General features: G+C 35.3%; 14 protein-coding genes and 1 pseudogene. 8 read left to right on the forward strand and 7 right to left on the reverse strand.

Annotation, left to right across the window (positions count from 1 at the left end; genetic code table 11):
* The first annotated feature begins 139 nt into the window (after positions 1–139).
* Together RCJ95_RS20165 and RCJ95_RS20170 are read left to right on the forward strand one after the other, a co-directional pair.
* The gene (locus RCJ95_RS20165) at positions 140–907 is read left to right on the forward strand and encodes an ABC transporter ATP-binding protein (protein WP_237899088.1); all 768 of its coding nucleotides are present in this window, start codon (positions 140–142) and stop codon (positions 905–907) included.
* Positions 894–2,894, forward strand: coding sequence for an FtsX-like permease family protein (locus RCJ95_RS20170; RefSeq protein ID WP_257520963.1), 2,001 nt, complete (start codon positions 894–896; stop codon positions 2,892–2,894). The genes RCJ95_RS20165 and RCJ95_RS20170 overlap by 14 nt, the downstream gene beginning before the upstream one ends.
* A 468-nt stretch (positions 2,895–3,362) precedes the next feature.
* Here the strand turns inward: RCJ95_RS20170 and RCJ95_RS20175 are convergent, their stop codons facing one another.
* The 5 genes from RCJ95_RS20175 to RCJ95_RS20195 form a co-directional block, all read right to left on the reverse strand.
* Positions 3,363–4,163: an alpha/beta hydrolase gene (locus tag RCJ95_RS20175; RefSeq protein WP_446722672.1), complete on the reverse strand. Its 801-nt coding sequence runs from the start codon at positions 4,161–4,163 to the stop codon at positions 3,363–3,365.
* Complete coding sequence (locus RCJ95_RS20180) at positions 4,160–5,158, reverse strand: ABC transporter substrate-binding protein (protein ID WP_446722673.1); 999 nt, start codon at positions 5,156–5,158, stop codon at positions 4,160–4,162. Before RCJ95_RS20180 ends, RCJ95_RS20175 begins: the two co-directional genes overlap by 4 nt.
* Positions 5,159–5,203: 45 nt before the next feature.
* Positions 5,204–6,388, reverse strand: a complete 1,185-nt coding sequence (locus RCJ95_RS20185) for a helix-turn-helix domain-containing protein (RefSeq protein ID WP_446722674.1) — start codon at positions 6,386–6,388, stop codon at positions 5,204–5,206.
* Positions 6,389–6,422: 34 nt separating this feature from the next.
* A complete protein-coding gene (locus RCJ95_RS20190) occupies positions 6,423–8,057 on the reverse strand; it encodes a helix-turn-helix domain-containing protein (protein ID WP_446722675.1) in 1,635 nt (544 codons plus the stop codon).
* Between the two features lie 97 nt (positions 8,058–8,154).
* The gene (locus tag RCJ95_RS20195) at positions 8,155–9,111 is read right to left on the reverse strand and encodes an ABC transporter substrate-binding protein (RefSeq protein WP_446722676.1); all 957 of its coding nucleotides are present in this window, start codon (positions 9,109–9,111) and stop codon (positions 8,155–8,157) included.
* A 221-nt stretch (positions 9,112–9,332) separates the two neighbouring features.
* Here RCJ95_RS20195 and RCJ95_RS20200 point away from each other — a divergent pair.
* From RCJ95_RS20200 to RCJ95_RS20210, 3 genes and pseudogenes are all read left to right on the forward strand, one after another.
* Positions 9,333–9,536 (forward strand): annotated as a pseudogene (locus RCJ95_RS20200) (MFS transporter); the annotation flags it as partial.
* Positions 9,537–10,145: 609 nt separating this feature from the next.
* Entirely contained in the window at positions 10,146–11,708 is a 1,563-nt protein-coding gene (locus RCJ95_RS20205; RefSeq protein WP_446722677.1) for an ABC transporter substrate-binding protein, read from the forward strand.
* Between the two features lie 101 nt (positions 11,709–11,809).
* Positions 11,810–12,754 carry an ABC transporter substrate-binding protein gene (locus RCJ95_RS20210; RefSeq protein ID WP_446722678.1) on the forward strand — a complete coding sequence of 315 codons (945 nt, stop codon included), beginning with the start codon at positions 11,810–11,812 and terminating at the stop codon, positions 12,752–12,754.
* 476 nt (positions 12,755–13,230) lie between these two features.
* Here the strand turns inward: RCJ95_RS20210 and RCJ95_RS20215 are convergent, their stop codons facing one another.
* A complete protein-coding gene (locus RCJ95_RS20215; RefSeq protein WP_446722679.1) occupies positions 13,231–14,508 on the reverse strand; it encodes a hypothetical protein in 1,278 nt (425 codons plus the stop codon).
* Between the two features lie 754 nt (positions 14,509–15,262).
* Between RCJ95_RS20215 and RCJ95_RS20220 the strand changes: the two genes are divergently transcribed.
* Together RCJ95_RS20220 and RCJ95_RS20225 are read left to right on the forward strand one after the other, a co-directional pair.
* The gene (locus tag RCJ95_RS20220) at positions 15,263–15,520 is read left to right on the forward strand and encodes a LytR/AlgR family response regulator transcription factor (protein ID WP_446722682.1); all 258 of its coding nucleotides are present in this window, start codon (positions 15,263–15,265) and stop codon (positions 15,518–15,520) included.
* Positions 15,521–15,757: 237 nt separating this feature from the next.
* Positions 15,758–16,273, forward strand: a complete 516-nt coding sequence (locus RCJ95_RS20225; protein WP_446722680.1) for a bacterial transcriptional activator domain-containing protein — start codon at positions 15,758–15,760, stop codon at positions 16,271–16,273.
* A 58-nt stretch (positions 16,274–16,331) separates the two neighbouring features.
* On the opposite strand, the gene RCJ95_RS20230 is transcribed toward RCJ95_RS20225, so the two are convergent.
* A complete protein-coding gene (locus tag RCJ95_RS20230; RefSeq protein WP_446722681.1) occupies positions 16,332–17,963 on the reverse strand; it encodes an S-layer protein in 1,632 nt (543 codons plus the stop codon).
* Between the two features lie 254 nt (positions 17,964–18,217).
* Between RCJ95_RS20230 and RCJ95_RS20235 the strand changes: the two genes are divergently transcribed.
* Complete coding sequence (locus RCJ95_RS20235; protein ID WP_369578345.1) at positions 18,218–20,317, forward strand: methyl-accepting chemotaxis protein; 2,100 nt, start codon at positions 18,218–18,220, stop codon at positions 20,315–20,317.
* Positions 20,318–20,426: the final 109 nt, after the last annotated feature.

Here is a 20,426-nt window from a genome sequence, read left to right on the forward strand (position 1 = left end):
ATAATATTATAGTGCATAGTAAGTAAACTTACAAAACGGTAATATTATGATACAATAATCGATTTTTTGTTAATTCATTGAATGGTAATATTATGGTAGCAAAAGGATAAGTCATCCATAAAAGGAGTGAAATTGGGAAGTGAATACAATATTAAAAGTTGAAAATATTGAAAAGGTGTATGGTAATAAGGGTAATGTAACCCATGCATTAAAAAACATTTCATTTGAAGTGCAAAAAGGCGATTTTATAGCAATTATGGGACCAAGTGGAAGTGGTAAATCGACTTTACTTAATTGTATTTCAACCATTGATACTGCTACGGCTGGTCATGTATTTATAGATGGCGAAAATGTCACAAAATTAAAGGGCCATAAATTATCAAAATTTAGAAGTGAGAAGTTAGGTTTTATATTTCAAGAATATAATTTACTAGATACACTAACTGCTTTTGAAAATGTTTCTTTGGCATTATCTATAATTAATTATCCGGTGAATGAAATTGAACATGAAGTCGATAGAGTTGCAGCCGCTTTGGATATAAAGGAAGTATTGTACAAATACCCATATCAAATGTCAGGAGGACAACAGCAAAGAATTGCGGCAGCGAGAGCCATTGTTACAAGGCCTACATTATTATTAGCCGATGAGCCAACAGGGGCTCTTGATAGTAAATCTGCTAAAATGTTGCTGAAAAATTTAGAAATATTAAATCAGCAACAAGATGCCACAACTTTGATGGTTACTCATGATCCTTATAATGCTAGTTATTGCAGAAGGATTATTTTTCTAAAGGATGGAGAAATTTTTAATGAACTAATACGAGGAAAAGATGATCGTAAAACTTTCTTTAATCGAATAATGGAGGTTGTTGCACTACTAGGAGGAAATATCAATGATGAGTTTTAAATTGATATATAAAAATGTAGGCAGAAGTATTAAAGATTATGCTATTTATTTTCTAACTCTTGTTTTAGGTGTCAGCCTATTTTATGCATTTAATTCAGTATCATCACAACCAGCTTTAAATGATTTAAATTATTCTATGGAGATTTTTGGGGATGCATTAGTTACGTATATTGGACTTTTAACAAGGTTTATTGCAATTGTTTTTGCTTTTCTCATCATATATGCCAATCAATTCATAATGAAGCGAAGAAAAAAAGAAATGGGTATTTATATGACATTAGGGATGAGTAAATGGCGGATATCCTTTATTTTTGTAGGTGAGACCTTTTTGGTAGGGTTATTTGCTTTAATTATAGGCCTTGGGCTAGGATTTTTAATGTCACAAGTTATTTCGATATTAGCTTTAAAAATGTTTGTAGGTGATGCAGTAGGATATAAATTGTTGTTATCAAAAGAAGCTATAAAAGAAACTATTATAAGTTTTTCAATTATTTATATTATAGTAGCACTTTTTAATACTCGTAATATTATGAACATTAAACTTATCGATTTATTAACTGCGAATCGTAAAAATCAAGAGTTAAAGGTCTATAACAAATGGGCGACAAGTAGCCTTTTTTTAGTAGCAATTACTTTAATAACTACTGGAATACTATTGTTAATGAAATTAGGACTTGATAAGAATTATTTAACTGTGATAGTCTCGCTTCTTGGTGTTGGTATTATTTTGTTTTATTATACCATTTCCAGTGTGATGGTGTTCTTGGCTAAAAGAAACAAAAAGCTGTATTTTAAAGAACTAAATTCATTTTTGTTTCGACAATTCGGAAGTAAAATGCAAATCAATTTTCTAGTAATAAGTATCTTAAGTGCATTACTGATAGCTTCACTAGTTGTTCTAGGTACAGGATTTAGTGTTACAAGTTCTATGAATAAACAAGTTACCACGGCAACCCCATTTGACTTAACAATTGTAAAACCATATGAGGATAACAAAAATCTTTTAGAAACAGCAAAACAAGATGGCATTCCACTTAAAGAAAATCTTAAAAGTTATGTAGAGATAATGTTGTTTAATGCCGATTTAACTTATGGAGAATTGTTTAAAGAGCAACAAGTAAAACTATCTGATTTAGAACAAGAGATACTTATGTCAAAAGTTACTTTAATAACTGAAACAGATTACAATAAAATATTGGAACTATCTGGAGAAGAGGGAATTCAGTTAGGAGAAAATAAATTCATTATTAATGCAAACTATGAACCTTTTAATAAACATATTCAATATTTCTTAAATAATGAAGGGAAAATAAGAATTGGTGATAAGGAGCTCACTCCTGCAAACAAAAAAATATTTGGTAACATTACTTACTTAACAAATTCAACAAGGGCAAATGATGTAGGAACAGTGGTTGTTCCAGACAATATGAAAAATTATATGAATCCTGATAGTTTCTTATTGAATGGTGTTTTTCTCTCTCAAGAAATTGAGGGGACGGTCTATAAAATAATGAATAATAAATGGATTGAAAAATCTCTTGAAGGAGAGATTTATTATGTAACTAAGAGTGTGATACAAGACACTTACTTTGGCATATTTGGAGTAATAGCTTTTACTAGCAGTTACTTAGGAATAATTTTAATGATTGTCACGTTATCGGTACTAGCATTACAGCAATTAACAGAAACCCAGGATAACAAAGAAAGATACCTGACATTATCGAAAATTGGTGCAAATAAAAAAATGATTAATAGGTTGTTATTTAGACAAATTGGATTTTATTTTATTTCACCTTTAATTTTAGCTAGTTTCATATCAATCTTTACTACTAAGGTTGTATTAGAAAAATTAGAACCATTTTTTGAAGTTTCTATCAAACAGAATATGTTTTTAAGCTTTGGTATTATTTTGTTGCTATATGTAATATATTTCATTGCAACTTATCAGAGTGCAAAACAGGTAATTTTAGACAATAGACTTAAATAAAAGGAGTAGATAATATGACTGAATTTCTAATGGGTTTTGGATTATCGGAGGGAATAGTTGAAACTATTAAATGGTGGATCCCGTATTTAAGTTTTATAATGATCATAATCATCGTAACCATTTTATTTAAGGTTATCCGTAAAAAGAAAATAAAGAATTCGCAAAATTAATAAGCCATTTAGTTTATAAAAGTATTATTCTTGGTTAAATGATCTTAGAACTAACTTTCATTTTTAAATGACTGGCTCCACATAATTTTTTATATAAATGCACGTTACTATTGACAATTGAAGCAGTTAAAAATAATAGCGTATTAAACTTAAACCCAGAGAGTTTCTGTCCTTATGATCCATTGCTATAGAATAAAAAGTTGAGGAAATCGCTAGCATGCTTAAGGATCATTTGAAGAAAGAGAAGTAAATGTTATAAAAATGCCCAAGTGGAATGATTACCACTTGGGCTTTTCTACTACGTATCCAAAAACCGAGGAAGGCGGGCAAGCATACAAGGTAGGACGCTCACATGGTCCTCCTCGTCAAACTTCACATAATTAGTATAAATGTTTTGGTCGCTTAAACGCTTCATTCGTTCAGCCGCTAGATCAGCTCCCTCTAACATATCAGGCAACTCGTTAGCACCGATTGTGAGTAAGAGATTAATAGCATGCTGACCGTTCCAATCTTCAAAAAATCTGTCTATTACTTGTAGTACCGCATTGTCAGCCCACCAAATAGAGGGACTGCTAGCTACAATATGACTGAATAAGTGAGGTCTTGCACATAAAGCATATAGTGTGAAAAGGCCGCCTAAGGAATGACCAACAATCGCTTGCTTCTTTTTATTGATAGGCCATTCCTTTGCTATAGCAGGTATGAGCTCATGTTCAATAAAATTTAAGAACTCATTGGCTTTGCCGTTTGGAGGCCAAGGCGTTCCATCTGGACGTGGTGGCAGATGTTCTTTGCTAACAGGTAGTGTAAAATCGAGACAGCGTCGCTCCATATCAAAAGGTTCCTTTGAGGGATAACCGATGCCAATAACAAGAATAGGATCATAGCCTTTTGGTTTACGGGTTTGTAATTTCACTGCCTCTGCAAGTGTTGGAAAAAGGGCGTCCCCATCTAAGGCGTAGATGACAGTATAACCATCTGCTGATGGTTCATCTGTTGGGCTTGCAGTTAAAATGCGATAATCTAGCTGTTGACGAGATGTCATAGTAACTTCTAAGTAGTTTTCTAATGTATAAGGTTTCTTTGTCATTGTTGTCATGGCGCTAAAAACTCCAATACATCTTCTATCACTTTTCCTTGAGCATGAATACCGCCATTTAGCCAGTAATCCTCGGATGTCTCAAATACTTGATCGTTTTTGAAGGCTGCCGTACTTTGCCAAATTTTACTGTTCTTCAACTCATTTAAAAATTCATCCCCAAGATTACCATCATTGATTAGGAAAATATAATCGGCATCCAGTTCAGGTAGAATCTCCAATGATACTTCGAAGGCACCATTTTTCACGTAGCTGCTTTGTTCAAATCCTAATTCATGTGTCAGGACATATCCACTAAAATACTCATCAGTCATGAAAAACATACCTTTTGCATTAAAGCGAATTAAAGCAATTTTTTTACCTTTTGTTATAGAGGATAGCTTTGTTTTTGCTACATCTACTTTTTCTTGATAATCCTGTAAAGCTTGCTCAGCCTTGTCTGTTTCATCAAGTAGTTGCCCTAAAACTTTAATAGAGCCTTCTAAATTACTTACAGCATTATTAAAAACATAGGTTGGTGCGATTTTTGCATATTTTTCATAGGTGCCATTTTCCACATAAAATGAATTATGCAAAATAATTAAGTCTGGTTTATCTGCCATAATGGCTTCGGCTGATGGGGGACCGCTTGCAAAGCTAATTTCTGGTATACCCTGTAGCTGATCTTGTAAATAAAGCTGTGGCTTAACACCGTTAGACCATTGCATAGTAGGCTTGATACCAAGAGCTAGTAATGAATCCTCCATGACAGGTGCAAAAATTTTAGTAGGCTTAGCCGGTAGTGTTACTTCATTCCCAACCTCATCTTTTAGTGTTAGCGGGTAAACACTTTGCTCCTTTGTACTTTCTGAGGATGCCTGCGTTTCTACCTGTTCCTCTTTATTGCTTGATTGGGTATTGCAGGCGGAAAGTATGCCGATAGTTAGCAAAAACATCGCTAATAAATAGGCAGATTTTATAATTGTATGACATTGATTACGACAATTTTGTTTCATTGTTCATCAAAGTCTCCTTCCAATGATAATCATTCTCAAATGGAATTATAAATCACTGTCTGATACGTTACCATGGACGGGGACAGGAAAAGGATTTGGATTTTTTCCGGTTAGCATAAGTAACATTTCATCTAGCATTCGGCTTATAGCAATAGCTGAGTATTCGAACCAAGGATTCGAAGGTAAAACATAGACATGTCCATTTTTTACAGCACGGAGCTCTTTCCAACGATCAAGGTATTGTAGAGTAAGCCAATAATTTCGGGTTGGTGAATCTGGACAAATGATTAATAGCAAGCGGTCAGGGTCTATATTTACTAGCTGATCAAATGTAATATGCTCATTATATGTTTGTTGGCGAGCATCGACAGAACGAAGCTGTAAATCTGTAAACAGTACATCCTGAATCCCTTTATTACAATACATAAATAATTGATCACCGCATAAACGAAGAACGGCAAACGTATCATTTCCAGCAACTTGATTAATTTCTAATCTCGCCTGTAATACCTTTTGTTCATATGTTTGAATGAAGCGCTCACCTACGCTTTGCTTTTTAACAGCTACAGCTATTTCTCTCAGCTGTGTTCGCCAATCCTTCGTTTGTATAAAGACATTTTGGATGCCAATTGTTTGAAGCCAATCAAGCATGGAGAGGGAGGGTTCCTCTTGGAAAATATGAATATCTGGCTTAACAGAGGCTAAATTTTTGAAGTTGTCCTCTGATTCTGTATCAAATATATTAACATGCACGGGAATTTTCTCTTGATAATGATGGTAATAATAAGGACTCCATTTAGCATTCAGCGGAGCTGCAACTGGTATGATACCAAGCGCTAATAAATTTCCAGTAGCGGAGACCGAAAAAGTAGAAATACGCTGGCGAGCCATCTTACTATAAGCAGAAGGTGAAATCCCAACTTCCTTTTTAAATTTTCGGCTAAAATAAAATTCGTCACTGTAGCCTACTTTCCTAGCAATCTCACGAAGTAATAAATCGGTATCACGCAGTAATTGCTTGGCATGTCCGATACGTAGCGCCGTTAAATAATCTGTGGCACTTTGACCGAATGCCTTTTTAAATGCCTCTCCAAAGTAGCTGGAACTCAGACCCGAAATGAGTGCTAGATGCTTAATCGTGAGAGGTTGATGATGGTTTTTAGCAATATAATCTCGAATATCCTTTAATGATATTTGAGTTGTCGTATCTGTTATACTTTCCGTTTTCATATCTTAATGTCCCCCCTTATTATAAGTATGAGAATTACTTGGCTGTAACCAATAGCTTTGGTAATGCACCGAGTAACTTCTCTCTTGTAAAGGCATCTCCGTAATTCCACTTTGTTCCATCCACTAAATAAGCATGGTTAGTTTGTACAGCAGTGAGTCCTTTCCAAATATCGCTATTGATCAATTCCATCGTAGCCATTTGCGATTCGGGTTTATCAGATAACAACATAAAGATGCGGTCACCAGCATACTGAGGTAAGTGATCTATTGGTATTTCTTTATACCCCTCGCCTGCTTGAAGTAGTTTTTTGACTTGAGGGTGCGGCTGAAATCCATCTGGATGGAAAAGGGCAGGGGATAGACCTGTACAGCCCATAATAAAAAGGCGTTTGCCATGATCAAAAGTCAAAACAGATGCTGTTTCGCCAGGCTCTATCACTGTTTGTAGCTGCTGCCACATAGTATTTTCTTGGATTTTAAAATATTCTAGCCAATCTACTGCACGCTGTTGTTGGCTAAGCCACTGCCCTAATAAAAGGACGCGTTCCTCCAATGAATCCCAGGAATTTAGGGTTACCGTTGGTGCAATAGAAGATAGTGCTTGATATTGCTGCTCGTCATTATTTGTAAAGATAATTAAATCAGGGTTCAGCTGCGAAGATTTTTCAAGATTGATTGGAAAGGCAACATCTTGAATATAAGGAACATGGTTTTTATAGAAGGATTTACTAATAGAGGTTTTGTCTCCGCCTATTGGCTGCACATCAAAAATCAACATATCCCCAAACGTTTCTCCATGATAAATAACACGATGTGGTGAACGAGGGATTGCTACCTCATGTCCTGTCCAATCTTTTACAACAGTTTTTTGTTTATATTGTCGTGCAAACTGTTTTGGAGGAATTCCAATTACCTGTCGGAAGCGGCGATTAAAATAATATTCATCATCAAATCCCACTTGCTGCGCAATATCTTTTAATGGCTCATTTGTTTGTAGCAATAATTCTTTGGCATTTGTAAGACGTAAATCTGTAATATAATCTAGCGGTTTCTTCCCAGTTAAGGTTTGGAAGATCGCACTATATTGCCATTGAGCTATACGAGCGAGTTCCGCTAGCTTTTTCACCGTTAAAGGAAGTTGAAAATAGTTATGTATATAGTCAATGGTTTCTTCAACTACCTTTGTCATTGACAACTGGTAGTTCTTTTGAAGCTGATATTCAAATAATAAATTTAATAGTTCATACAACAGTCCTTGTTGTTTAAGAAAATCCAATTTAGGATTTAAATTATCCAGATCTTCGGTAAGACGAATTAAGCGTGTATAAGGATAAATTGTATATTCCACTTCAACAGAAAAAATAGATCCTAGATGTGGGGAAAGGTGCTTATGCTTTAGCTGAAAGGCTGAAAAAGTAATTTTATAGAAACAGTAACCATTATTTATATCCGATAAATCAATCATAGAACGGGGCTGTACCAGAAAAATTTTTCCCTTCGTCACCAAATAAGGTATATCATCAATCATCAACGTCCCACAGCCATCTGTAAAAAGTATCATCGTATGATGAGAAGTCGAGATAAACGGATAGCTCTGCGAAATACAGTCAATATTGTCTAAATGAAATAGTAAATCCTTGTTAATAGAAGCTGATTTGTTGTCTTCCATCGGTCCACTTCCTTAATAAATGAAAATGATTATCAATTAAATGTATTGTATAAAAAGTAAAGAGACATTTCAACAAAGATGAAATGTCTCTTGTTAGCTATTTTTTTAACATAGTAGGTAGTTGTGATAACAGCCATTCTCTTGTTGAGGCATCGCTATCACTTTTTTCAATATCAATCGTGTAGACATGACCGTTCTTCACAGCCGGTAGGTTCTTCCAAATTGGACTTTCCATCATTTCTTTTGTCGATTGTTTTGCTTCATCATCGACTGGTGTGAGGATGAATATTCGATCACCAGCATATTCAGGAAGAAGTTCTGTGGAGATTTCAGCAAAGCCTGTTCCATCATCAAGAATTTTTTGTATTTTGTCACCAGGCTTAAGCAAATTTGAATCGTATAAAACTTGAGAAAGTCCAGCACGTGCCATGACAAATAATCGGTCTCCTGGATAATATGTTAAAACCGATGCCGTTTCATCTGGTTTAATGATGTCATCAGCTACAAGCGACTCCCACATTTTATCCGCTTTTTCTGTATAAGCATCCATCCATTGAGTCGCTTCTTCTTTTTTATTTAGTATATCGCCCAGCTCGGTTAAACGTTGGTTTAATGGCGCAAAAGTATCAAACACGATAGTTGGAGCGATTTTAGAAAGCTGTGAATATGTCTTATCATCAGAAGTACCAATAATAATAAGGTCAGGCTTTAATGACAATGTTTTTTCCACATTAATAGGAAAACCAACGTCCTCCACATCTTTTACGCGATCTTCCCAAGCATAATTTGTAATCCAAGAGAAGCCAGCACCAACTGTTTTGATATTCAATGCAAGTAAATCACCGTATCCTTCTCCATGATAAACCACTCTCTCAGGATCTACAGGAATTTCAACCTCATGACCTAAATAATCCTTATAAAAGCGAGTTGTTGATGCTGATGTTGTTGTCTCTTCCTTCTTCGTTTCTCCATTGGTAGAACCACAAGCAGCCAGTATGATACTAACCAGTAATAATAAGCTATAAATGAGCATATGTCGCTTTAATTTTTTCATGTCTCTTCCTCCGTAAATGATAATCATTATCGATATAGGCTAGCATAAATTAGTCAGTGGTCTAGAACAATGGATAAAATGAAAAAGGGCCATTAAGGTTTATCCAAAAATCTAACTTTAACCTTAAAATAAAATCCGTTTTACCATATAAGTATCCTTCCATTGGTGGAAAATGGACCTTTCATTGGACTAAGATTCGTGTAATGAAAGGGGGTTAAAAAATGAAAAATTATTGGGTGTTTGTCATAGCAGGAATGCTATTAATTGTTACAACTACGGGATTTGGTCGCATGGCATATGGAGTTATATTGCCGTTTATGCAGGAGGGAATGTATTTCACAACCGCCCAATCTGGTTACCTAGGAACAATACTGTTTTTAGGTTATTTACTAACAGTAGGGATTTCTGGAGTACTTACTAATCGTCGTTTTGTTAGCGTTTTGTACAAAAAGCAACCAGGTTCTAAACAGAAGGAAACCATAGATGAAAAAATAATAACAACATGGCGTAACAAGCAGTTATATATCATAGCAGGTATTTATTTCTTAGTGGGGCTTGTCTATCTTATTCCTTGAAGGAAGGGGCAATTCACCGTTTTATGCCTCGGACAGATATGGAGGTGGTTGTATCGAATTCAATTGTTGGAATATCCTTTAATGAATCCTGAAGATAGTCTTGGATAGAAGTCCCACCCTTTACGGACCATTGTGCAACGGGCTTTAGACCTAATGCTACAAGGTGATCTTCTCTATGATGCGTTAGGGATTTTTAGGAATGGTCACTTCATGTGCTATTGAATCTGTTAAGACTTGATTGGAGTTTGCAACCTTTGACTTCTCTGCTGTGGAAGAGGATTAAGTTCCGCATGCAGCCAAAAGGATGGAAATCATTAAAATGCCAGTTAAAAAGGCATTCTTTTTTATAAAGTTTTTCAAAGCTGTAAGCCTCCTAATTCAATTGATTTCTCTCATTCTATTCCATTATAATGAAAATGATAATCAATATCAATTTGATGTTTAGGAGATAGAGTTTAAATGTACAAAGACAATCAGTTACTGTCCCATCTTTTTTATCAACCTATACAAATAGTGAAATTAAATGAAATGTTAAGTGACATAGCACAATTCACCTACCCATTTATGGTCATAGTATATGAGGGATATATAGAGTGTACGCTTCAAGGTAGGCACGTTAGGCTTAGTTCAAATTCTGTTATGCTTATAGATAATACTGACGATTTTCATCTTCTTGAAACATGCGAAAGCAGAGGAATCGTCATTCAATATTGTGTATATGGTTACAAAACTGATCGTTTATTGCAAGATTCTATCGTAATTGAGCAATGCTCCTATCGACTGGTGAATTTAGCTAAAGAAGTAGAAAAAGAAGCGAACACTGAGAGCAATAATACGTTTCGTTTACAAAAAATATTTGGTGAAATGCTAGAAGTGTTATACAGCCATTTAGGTGATAATAATCAAAAAAAAGAAGGACTATGGATTGATAAAGTACTTCATTATATTAATCTACATTTTCGTGAAGAATTAACAAGAGAGCAGATGGCTGAAAAAGCACAAGTAAGTCCAGAACATTTTTCTCGTACGTTTCATAAGCACACAGGCTATACATATAGTGAATATTTAACATTATTAAGAATACGAGAATCACAGAAAAGGCTATTGTTTACAATGCCTAAATTAGATGAGCTTGCCGAGGAAGTTGGCTACAATGAGGGAACTTATTTAAGTCAGAAATTTAAAGAAAAAGTAGGTGTAACACCAACAGTCTATTATCAGAAATCGAAGCGTGTCCTTGCACTCAATACCAATCATACAGCATGCTTACTAGCTCTTGGTATTACGCCAGTGTTGGGTGTATACTCTCCTTTTCTAGAGGGTATCAAGCCTGTCCCTAGTACGCAGAAACTGAAAGGCTATGAGTATGATATTGCTTCAAATTATCAGGCGATTACAGCAGCATGTCCAGATATCATTATTAACTACAGTGGGGGTGATGAAAAACCATTATTACTGTCAGTAGCTCCTATATTCGAGCTACCATGTAGAGAATTAAGCTGGCGAGAGCAATTTAGGTTGATTGCCCATATCGTTGATAGACAAGAAGTATGTAAGAGCTGGCTCCAGCAATATGATGAACAGATAGCTCAGTGTAACGATATTCTTGACCAACAACTTGGAGCAAGGGGGACTGCTATTGTTTGGGAAATAGGTAGTCATCAAGCATATTGTTTAAATAGTAGTCATGGAAGAGGGAGTCATATACTGTACGATGATTTGGGCTTTAGTCGACCAGCTGCGATTGTCACACGAAATATTGAACAAACAGGTTACTTATCAGTAGATATTGAAGATATTGCTTATTTTTCAGCGGATTATATATTCGTCACTGCTCTTCCTCTAAAAGATTTTGGAAAAGAGCATCTCTTGAGGGTATTACATTCAGAAAAATGGCAGTCACTTACAGCGGTGCAAAAGAAACAGGTGTATTTTTTGAATCAGTATGAATTATTTTATGGATATGACCCATTATCTACAGCTACTCAATTACAAAAATTAATGGAAGTATTAACATCATAAATATACAGGGGAACAAATCACTTTCATACATAGACAGTTATTTTACATTCTTCTACAATTGATGTGAATGATTATCAATTGGTATGTGTGGAGGGAAAAAATTGCTGAAACAAAATAGAAAATTCATAGCGCCACTATTTCTTTTAATATTGCTTCTGTTAATGGCTTGTGGAGAAAAGGAGAAAAATTCTAGTCCGACTGCAGAGCAAGATACAAAAGAAGCAGAGACAAAAACGGTTCAGACGACAAATGGTGAGGTTGTTATTCCGACTAGTCCTCAGCGTATTGTAGCAGAGGAGTATATTGCAAGTTTGCTTGTATTAGATGTGAAACCTGTGGGAGCTCCTGGGTTGGCACTTGAAAACTATTATTTAAAGGATGCATTAAAGGATGTAGAAGAAATCGGTGATTATGGGAAACCGTCGATTGAGAAGATGATAGCGCTCAAACCTGACTTGATTATTACTGGCAATGGGGAAAATTATGATGCTTTAAGTAAAATTGCCCCCACAGTTGTCATTCCCTATGGTGAATTGAAGGATGCACACGAAGAACTTACATATTTCGGTGAGTTGCTTGGCAAAGAGCAAGAAGCTAAGGATTGGCTGGCGCAATATGATCAAAGGATTGCCGATGCCAAAGCACAGGTAGATGCGATTATTCCAGAGGATGCAAGCTTCTCTATTATAGAGGATGCAGGCAAAACGTATTATGCATATGGTGATAATTTTGGACGTGGTGGACAACCAGTCTATCAGGCACTTGGTCGCAAACCACCTGCTAAAGTAGCAGATGAAATGATGGAAAAGCAGTGGGCTGAAATTTCCGAAGAGGTGCTGGCAGATTATGCAGGAGACTACATTATTTTGACTTCAGATGATCGCACAGTTGAAGATTTTAAGAAAGATCCTATATGGGGTAGCTTGCCAGCCGTAAAAAATGATCATCTTTATGTTTGGCCAGAGGAGCGCTCATGGTATTATGACCCAACAGCCGTGTTGGCTCAGGTAGAAGAATTAACAAACTGGCTAACGAATAAAAAATAAGTTAAATAATTTGGGAAAAGAGGAAGCATCTTTAGTGATGAAGGTGCTTCTTTTTGTTATTTCAAATAAAGATATTGATGAGAATGTATATCATTTATAATATTCATAAGGGACGCATTCTAAGATTTATGATTTGACTAGAAAGGTATGAAAACAAATCGTGAATATAGATGATCATTCTTCTGTGGAAAGCGGCTTCCATAAAATTTCTCTAGGAAGCATTAGATTGTTTGGGTGATTTTTTTTGATAGAAGTTTGTATTGAATATAATGAAAATAAGTATAAAACCACTGAATTAGTGAATTTATTTGGCATCAACTTGTACAGAAGGCGGGGAAAACAAATCCTCCACTACACAAGCAGACAGCGTACAGCAACAAAAATTTTCTGGCAATCTTATCCTAAATTAAACGGAGAAAAGAAAGCACTAAAGAAACCAACATTGTTTCTTGTTGGTATTTCTTTAGTGCTTTAATTTAATTTCTTACGATTTGGAACGTGCCAGGAGTAGTAGTTTGGATAATATGACGATTTCCACTGATGATAAAGTCAGCTGGAACTTGCTTGCCAAAGCCATTTGAGCGATTGAAGGAAGAATTAGCTGGTAAGCCTTCAATAATGATTTCCATATTAGCATCAAAGGTTACTGGTTCCTTGTTTAATGTTGCTATAAGTGTAATGCGATTGCCCCTTTTTGTAACTTGAATGTCCATCACCCCTTCATCTTCATTTACAAGTGTATAAAGTGGAGGAATGATAATGGTCATTTTGTCTTTTGTTGTTAGAATATAACGCTCCGTGTCAATTTCTGATGAGGCTACATTAATTTTGGCTTTATAGATATTTTTATTTTTTGTCATAGCTGTAGTTTTCCCTGGGACAGCTGCTGCATCAGATAAAACAGGTGTCTTAGAGATGTTATCTTTTGTAGGAAGTGTGTGTGTTCCTTGTACAAAATCCACTAAAGTCCATACATTTGGGACGAGTTGCTGCTGAACAGGTGTTAATGCTTCAAAAGAAGTTTTGACTGCCTGCACATCCTGAGCTGTCGATGTTTTTGGTGATAAAGCTGCAATAGCGTTTTCAACTTCTTTAGCTGCTGCCTTATCCTTTACAACCAGCTGTTCTGCATCAAGTAATTGCTGCTCGATACCTACAGGTAAAGAAATATTTGAAAACCTACGTAATGCATTAAGCTCTGCTCGGGCATTGGCTACATCTTTATGGAACGAGAGACGAGATGAATTAATCAATTGAATTTTATTGACCACCTTGTCAACAGATGTATTTGGCGCGATATAGGAAGTTAAAATTTTTTGCGCAGCTGCACTTACAAAGGTTTTTTGCGCTGCATTCAGGGTATTATACCAATCTTTTGTTTCAGTAACATTTTGATAATAATTAGAGGACGTAGAATCCACAGAATACAATTTCTCTTCAATTTGTGCTGCAAGCTTACGATAAGCAATTCTTGTCTGCTGATGTGCTGACAATGTGGAGTAGTTCGTAACATACTGTTTTTCTGTTTCCGTTAAAGCATTGTAAGCCTTCAAAGCTGCCTCTAAATTTGGTTGGAAGGTAGCGGTTGTATTGCTAATATTGTTAATTAGTTGTATAACATTTGCTACGTTAGCATTGTAGTTAGCAATTATGTAGGCTGGCTTTGGTATCTCAGTAGCCGATACTGGTGCGCTATAAAGAAGTGAGGGCACGGCCACTAAAGACAGTAATGCTAACTTTTTTTTATTTTTCATATGATGAGAAACCTCCTATTTCCATAATTTTTATAGATAAAATTGGCCTCGGTTCGCAGAGATTTATCCAATATATGGTGTTGTTTTAATTTTATCATAGCCTAGGATATTTTTAAGCATTTTTAGATGAATAGGTAGATAGTTGATAGATTTTTTGATAATAATACATATCTTTCGACTCTAAGAGAAATACTCATCGTGACTTATTGAAACAAATCGTACAGCGAGTTTCATTAAGAGCTTAGATGATGATAGCTTCAAACCAAATGCAACCTTAACACGAGCCAAGCAGTTGTGATGATGAACCGTATGTTTGAGAGAGGGTCAGTATATGGTGTGAGAGAGCCCCAAATTCTCACGTTTATTTAATCAAGATGGGACAGAACAGCTTTCAAAATATTAAATGTTAGTGGCAAGAGGTGCTTGTTAATGTTTAGAAATTGTTGAGGAGGTTATGTTAGTTTATTGTTGTGATTATTGTGAGAATCACAGCGTACAATTTGAAGAAGGACTAGATAGGGTATTATCTAGTTCTTTATTTTTTATTTTAAAAAAGGGATTGCTAAATTTATGAACGAAATCTACATGTAAGTTATGTAGGTATGGTGCTAATTTATTCAATTACTTAACTTGTTCAGGATTTGTTTAGAAGAGTGTAGTAAGCTATTATTTGTAATCTTGTCAATGTCTTAAATCTTAAATAAACCGAGAAAGACTTGGCTTTTTGTAAGCCTAGTCTTTTTTTAGTTAAGAGATCCTACAACCAAATGTTGTATTTTTAGATATTGTCATGCCTGATATGGACGGTTTAGCATTGGGCGAAAAGATTCAAGAAAAAATACCTGATGTTGAAATTGTTTTTACTACAGGTTTTGATCAGTATGCTATTGATCCATTTAATCTACATGCTATCGACTATCTATTAAAACCTTTACAAATTTCACGTTTAGAAAAAACTTTAGAACGGCTAGAACAAATCAATAATAAAGCAAAAAAATTACACCCAAACTAACACTAATTAAGCTTTTTGGTGGTCTTCATGCTGTTTTACCAGTGGTCATACACAACCGATTAAATGGCGAACTTCTAAAGCAAAGGAACTATTTGCCTACATGTTAGAGCATAAAAATGAAATGATTTTCCGTGATACGATTCTAGAGTTATTTTGGCCAGAGTCGGATATTGATAAAGCATCAAAACAACTTTATACCGCAATTTATACAATAAGGAAAACATAAAAAAACTATGGGTGGATGGCGTAAAAATTTCAAGTCCTTTGCTAAGTTCTGGCTACAAACTAGTAGTTGAAAATATTGTGGTGGATGTAGAACAATGGCTATCTCGCTTAAAATTGTTACCACCAATACAGCAGACAACAGTCAATGAACATGAACAAGTATTCCAAATGTATACGGGTGATTGTGATTATCTATGGGCGGAAAGTGAAAGAGAACGCTTAAGGAGACTGTGGTTACACCATGCCCAGCAACTAAGCGAGTTTTACATAAGAAATGAAAGTTACATTGCTGCTATAAAGGGGCAGGAAAAAGTGCAAGAACTATTCGCTGATGCAGAAGATAACTATTTTACTTTAAAGAAGCTTTATGAGCTACTGAATAATTCAGCTGCCGTTGAGGAGCAATACTGGTTGTTAAAAAAGATGCTTCAAGAGCACTTGGCAGTGGAGCCAAGTGAGGAGGTGGAGGATTGGTATCGAAGGTGGAAACAGATAAATGCTATAATACAAGTAAATGCTTTTAACTAGATAGTTTTTGAAACAGGACTCTGTAGCTTTCAGAGTCCTGTTTTTAACTTCAAACAGCCTAATTTTTACCTGGTTTATACTGTCCCGTATAGGTAGAAATTGCACTATTTAATTGATCTACCGCATATGAAACATCCAATTGAGTCGAATTGCTATTAACTAAAAGTGATTCAGCGTGTGAAACGGCTGAATTAAAAATATACCACTCATTGTATGTTGTCCAATTAGTAGTTGATGGTATACCTATCCCATTTTCTGAAACCATCACGTACATTTCTTTTGCATGATTTACAAGTGATTGTAGATAAGTTTTATCAACATATTGTCCACTATTCCCAGGTTTATAGGCATTCTTATAAGTCCAAATAGCATTATTTAAATTATTGATAGCGTTGGCAATATCTGCTTGGGTTGCATAATAATTATTTACGACTGCGTGAGCAGATGAAACAGCAGAATCAATTGCGTTTTTCTCTGATTGAGTAGTCCATTGAGAATTATATGGAATATTCGATCCATCCCAAGACACTGCAACATATTGAATTGAATTAATTAAAGACTGTAGTGATGTCTTATCACCATAGCCATACTTTGTGCCATTCTTTTGTGCAGCCTGGTAGACTACCAGTGCATTTTTATATTGAATGATAGCGTTCTTCACTTGTTCTTGAGAGGCGCTATTATTGTTCGCTACAGCTCTTGCAGTCACTACAGCAGAATCAAATACTGCACGGTCTGTATGTGTTGTCCATTTATCCGTGTTTAATATATCATAGCCGTTTACAGATACTTGTACATATGGCGGGGATGCAATTAGTGCATTAAGTTCTTTTTTATCAATGACAGGGAGCGTTACTGAGATACGGCTATCGTTCACCTGTACATTATTTACTAGATGCCCTGAATCTAAAGCTACTTTAGCTCCACCTTTTACAACGATTTGCTCAATTTTACCTTCGCCATAAAGGTTGAAATTTTTTGTTACATCAATTGTAAGTTTTTCAATATTAGCCATTGCTCCAAAGGATTCCACTTTGCCTACTACCTCTACTTTGGAAAGAAGTTGATCAGACGATAAATTGACTTTAGTACGGGCTAAATTGATGTTTGATGATTTCATATCTATTAAGGTAACGTAAAGCCAACTTACCTTTTTCGTTACAATTGGTTTTAGTGTAATTGTTTCACTTACTGCTACATCATCAAGTGTAACAGCTTTTTTTACTCTGTTTGTAATGATGAGCTGACCATCAACACTAACGTTTTGAACTTTTACATAGTCTGCGTTAACAGTGAGGTCTCCAGAGATTTGTGCGTCACCTCCATCAAAATAAACAGATTTTTTGCTGGTACCTGCTTTATTTAATATTAATGCTGTAACGTCGGTAATTTGTCCGTTTTTCACTACAATTGTTGCTCGGGCATTGGATAATGCTGTTTTATTTGATGTATTGAATAGGGGCTTTAATGCAGATTGAATTCTAAATGTACCGTTCGATGTTATCACAGTATCTTTTGTTATATTTTTGATCGTTACGGATTCACCCATCACCTTTTTTGCTGCTACCACCTGTGTCTCATATAAATTTGATTGTATTTGAGATGTTGTAGCACTTGCCGTAGACATTGGTAATACTAGTGTAGCTGTAATAGCCGTGACCATTAATGTTGATAGCGCTTTATTTTTCAATTTAAGTCACTCCAATCATTCTATTTAATAGTTAATATATCATATTTTTCTATAATTTAGAATTCAAAGAGGGAGTTTTACTATGAATATCAATTCAAATAAGTCGTAAGTCCTTTTTATTGAAAAATAAGTGATTAGCGAAGTATCGGCATTTTTCTCTATAATTCTGTAAATTTTCTACTTTATTCGCTAAATATTTTATTGTGATACAATCATCCATCCATTATTATTAGTATAAAAGTGGGGTGTTAGTTATGAAAAAATCAAGAGGAATTGCCTTAAAACTTTCTTCCCTTATAATAGGATTATTTCTCATTTTATTTTTATCCTATACTGTCATAACGGGGATTATTATAAAAAAGCAAAGTGTTGAAGACGCAGAGCATGGAACATTACAAACAGCTGAATCTTCTGCAGCTATTATGAGTGAACGTTTTAAGAAAGCCAATACGACATTACAAACAACAAAACGTATCATAGAAAGCATGGAGAAGAATAATACGTTGTCTACCAAAGGTGTCATAGACATAATGGAAAACAATTTAGCTAGCAATAATGACATTCTTGGAGTAGGGGCAATCTTTGAGCAAGATTCTATTATTTTAGAACCAACTGAGGCTTCTTTAGTAGATACTAAAAAACGTTTTATCCCTTATTTAAGTAAGAACGGAAATGATATCACGACTGCTCTAATCGAAGGTATTGATGATAAGAGTGTTTCTGAATGGTATTGGGTACCAAAAGAAGAGAGACGTGCAGTTTTGACAGAGCCTTATGATTATAATGTAAACGGACAATCCGTATTAATGACAACGATTTCGGTGCCATTAATCAATGCCTCCGGAACATTTTTCGGTGTATTGACAGCCGATGTATCAATAGATTTTTTAAATGATTTAACAAAATCGAATGCCCCAGAAGGCGGTTATGCGGCAATTATTACGAATAAAGGTGTGCTAACAGCTAACAGTTTTGGTGAAGAGCTAGTTGGGCGCAATATGCAAGAGGATCCTACTTGGACAAGTATTAGTAAGACAATGGAAAATGGTGAGCTAACAAGTATGTATGTTGACTCTAATCAACTGAAGGAAAAGGCATATAATGTCTTTGCTCCAATGATTTTAGAGGGTATTGACGAAACATGGACTGTTCAAGTCGTGTTAGCTGAATCAAAGATTCTAGAAACATATAATCATGTATTTGTATTTACGATTATTGCTTCTATTATTATGGTGGTTTTGATGACCGCTGCAAGTGTGTTATTCATCTATAAACAACTAAAGCCACTTAAATTTTTACGTGCATCGATTGAAACTGCAGCCGAAGGGGATTTAACACAAAAGGTAGAAGAGCAATATATTAAGCCTGATGAAATTGGTGCAGTGGCTGTGGCCTATAATAATATGTTAGATAAAACCAATAGTGCGATTCAAACTGTACTAAATTCCACGAGGTTATTGAACCAATCTTCTAATCAGGTAAATGAGGCATTTAACGAGGTAGTTGCTTCTAGTCAGGAGGTTTCTGTAGCTATCAACGAGATTGCACAAGGAGCTTCGAAGCAGTCAGAGGATACAGAAGAAACAAATTATCGAATGATGGATTTATCAGATCAGATTGATGCCATTACGGCTCTTTCTAATGAAATGGATGAGCTATCTCATAAAACAGGTGTAACAACGGAAAAAGGATTGCATGAAGTTGAAAGTTTAAGAGTACGTAATATGGAGACAAATGAAATGAATGGGCGTATCCAGCAACAAATGGAATCATTAGCTTCTAATATTGCCAATATTAATCAGATTATTGCTTCGATCCAAAGCATTACCGAGCAGACTAATCTGCTAGCTTTAAATGCAAGTATTGAGGCTGCACGTGCTGGTGAGCATGGTAAAGGATTTGCTGTAGTTGCAGAGGAAGTTAGAAAGCTAGCAGAACAATCTAAAAATGAAACAGAAATTATTAAGAGTACAGTAGAAAGCATTCTTGAAAATTCTCAGCAAACGGTTGCTGTTATTGCATCTAATGCAGATTTAATGCAATCTCAAAATGAGTCAGTACAAAGCACGCAACTAGCGTTTAAAGATAGCAGTGACTTGTCAGGTTCAATTGCCAATTCTATTAGTGAATTAATGAATAAACTATCTAGCATGTTAGAGCATAAAAATCAGGCAATCATGGCTATCCAAAGTATTTCGGCTATTTCAGAGCAAACAGCAGCCTCTGCGGAACAAGTAAGTGCTTCTGCAATGGATCAACAAGCAGAATTACAAAAAGTAGCAGAGTCTATTCAAAATATGAACGATATTTCAAACGAGCTACAAGAAGTTGTAAATCGATTTAAGCTTGTTTAAAAGCAAAGGCTGCCTTCAATATAGAGGCAGCCTTCTTTGATTGTGAAAGTCAGAGAAATTGACCTAGAAGGAATTCAACACTACTATTAACACTGGAAGGGGGACATTG

It is taken from the genome of Lysinibacillus sp. BSL11 (genome assembly GCF_052928325.1).